Genomic DNA, 2,100 nt, shown 5'->3' on the forward strand with positions numbered 1-2,100 from the left:
ATCAAGCGCGCCCCAGTCTCCACCGCCTCCCGCTGACAAAGCGGCGGCTGACGAAGCAAGCCCGGACGAAGCCTGAACCGCCTTTGTCAGCGCACCTTCAAGGCGTTTGACATAAGCGGCTTGAGTCATTTCAACCGCGCCAAGACTTGCCAGATGGTCGGTCATGAACTGACAATCCAGCAGGGTAAAACCGCCAAGCTTCAACCTTGCGACCAACCAAGCCAGTGCAACCTTTGATGCATCGGTTTCGCGCGAAAACATGCTTTCGCCAAAAAATGCGCGTCCAAGCGCTAGCCCGTACAGCCCGCCAACCAAACGGTGCCCGGACCAGCATTCGATGCTGTGCGCTCGCCCTTGGCTGTGCAGACGGCAAAAGGCTTCTTCGATGTCGGGGTTAATCCATGTGTCCCGCCGGTCAGCCTGCGATTCTGCGCACGTCGCAATGACTTGGCCAAATGCTGTATCCGCAGTTACCACAAACCGATTTTGCCGAATTGTTTTGGCAAGCGATTTTGACAAACGGAAACCATCAAGCGGCATGATTGCGCGAAACTCGGGTTCAATCCAGAATGTATCCGGATCGTCCCGGGCGTCAGACATAGGGAATATGCCATTGGCATACGCCTGAAGCAGCAAATCCAGATCGATGGGCAATAGCGTCCTTTCGCGTCCGTCGTTATTGCCTATCTCGAATTGCGCCGACGCATGCAATGGATTATAGCCCGAACAATCGCCCCGGCAGAGTTAGGTTCGATCAGGACCAGCCCCGCCGGGGCGCGTCATTTCAAGCAAAGTCAGGGACCGCATATGACCCGCCGCCGCAAAATTTACGAAGGCAAGGCCAAAATTCTTTATGAAGGTCCTGAACCCGGCACGCTCATTCAATATTTCAAAGATGACGCCACCGCCTTTAACGCCCAGAAAAAGGGCACGATTGCTGGCAAAGGCGTCATCAACAATCGGGTATCCGAACATGTCTTTACACGCCTGAGCTACATCGGAATCCCAACGCACTTTATCCGGCGTCTGAATATGCGTGAGCAATTGATCCGTCAGGTCGAGATTGTTCCGATTGAGGTCATTGTCCGCAATGTTGCCGCCGGCACTTTGTCAAAACGCTTGGGCATTGAGGAAGGCACGCCGTTGCCGCACACTCTGCTCGAATATTGCTACAAGGACGATAGCCTTGGCGACCCGCTGGTTGCTGAAGAGCATATCGCGTGCTTCGGTTGGGCCACACAGGAGGAAATGCAGGACATTTCATCCATGGCAATCCGAATCAATGATTTCATGTGCGGCATGTTTGCAGCAATTGGTATCCGTCTTGTCGATTTCAAGCTCGAGTTCGGACGATTGTTCGATGGTGATTTTTCGCGAATCATTTTGGCGGATGAAATCAGCCCAGATGGTTGCCGCTTGTGGGATATTGAAACAGGCGAAAAACTGGACAAGGACCGGTTCCGCCGTGACCTTGGCGGCGAAGCGGAGGCCTATCAGGAAGTGGCACGTCGACTGGGGCTGATGCCTGATGAAAGCGAGGGCGCGGTCCTCGACATGGTCAGCCACCGCTTACGTAAAGGTAAGTAAATCAAGAATTTACACGGGAAAACATTGCCAAATCAAAACTTCTCCGGAAGAAGGTTCAGCGTATGAAAACAGCGCTTAACCTCTTTCTAGCCGTCGCAATGATCTTTGGCGGGCTGTCTTCAGCTCGTGCCAAGCCCGTGGGCGGACCGCCCGCAGGGGCGCAGCGGACAGCGCCGTGGAACGCCGAGACGTCTGACCTCGAACCAGATGCAACAATCATTTACGGGCAGCTGTCGAACGGGCTGCGCTACGCCATCCGCCCGAACCAGCGCCCCCAGAACCAGGTCCTCGTGCGCATGGCCATTGATTTCGGCTCGGCGGCCGAGGCTGATGATGAGCAAGGTTTGGCACATTTCATCGAGCATATGGCATTTAACGGCAGCACGAACGTGCCCGAGGGCGAAATGGTCAAAATGTTGGAGCGCCTTGGTCTGTCCTTTGGGGCCGACACCAATGCCTCAACGGGCTACACGCAAACACAATATAAGCTCGATCTTCCCAAAGCTGATCCGC

Annotated in this window: 3 protein-coding genes; 2 read left to right on the top strand and 1 reads right to left on the bottom strand. The window is 54.7% G+C overall.

The window, feature by feature from the left end:
* A partial coding sequence (aat, locus tag ACLL9E_RS02410) for a leucyl/phenylalanyl-tRNA--protein transferase (protein ID WP_411290150.1) occupies window positions 1-654 on the bottom strand: 654 nt, incomplete at its 3' end.
* A 153-nt stretch (window positions 655-807) separates the two neighbouring features.
* On the opposite strand from aat, the gene purC reads away from it, so the two are divergent.
* Both purC and ACLL9E_RS02420 read left to right on the top strand, forming a co-directional pair.
* Window positions 808-1,587 carry a phosphoribosylaminoimidazolesuccinocarboxamide synthase gene (purC, locus tag ACLL9E_RS02415; protein WP_411290151.1) on the top strand — a complete coding sequence of 260 codons (780 nt, stop codon included), beginning with the start codon at window positions 808-810 and terminating at the stop codon, window positions 1,585-1,587.
* 62 nt (window positions 1,588-1,649) lie between these two features.
* Window positions 1,650-2,100, top strand: a 451-nt coding sequence (locus ACLL9E_RS02420) for a M16 family metallopeptidase (RefSeq protein WP_411290152.1), incomplete at its 3' end; no start/stop codon positions are given.

Origin of the sequence: Sphingorhabdus sp., assembly GCF_046596595.1 — a bacterium.
Taxonomy (GTDB): domain Bacteria; phylum Pseudomonadota; class Alphaproteobacteria; order Sphingomonadales; family Sphingomonadaceae; genus Sphingorhabdus_B.

Excerpts from the sequence above, each read along its gene's own strand:
- purC (WP_411290151.1), top strand. The coding sequence starts at position 808 with ATGACCCGCCGCCGCAAAATTTACGAAGGCAAGGCCAAAATTCTTTAT.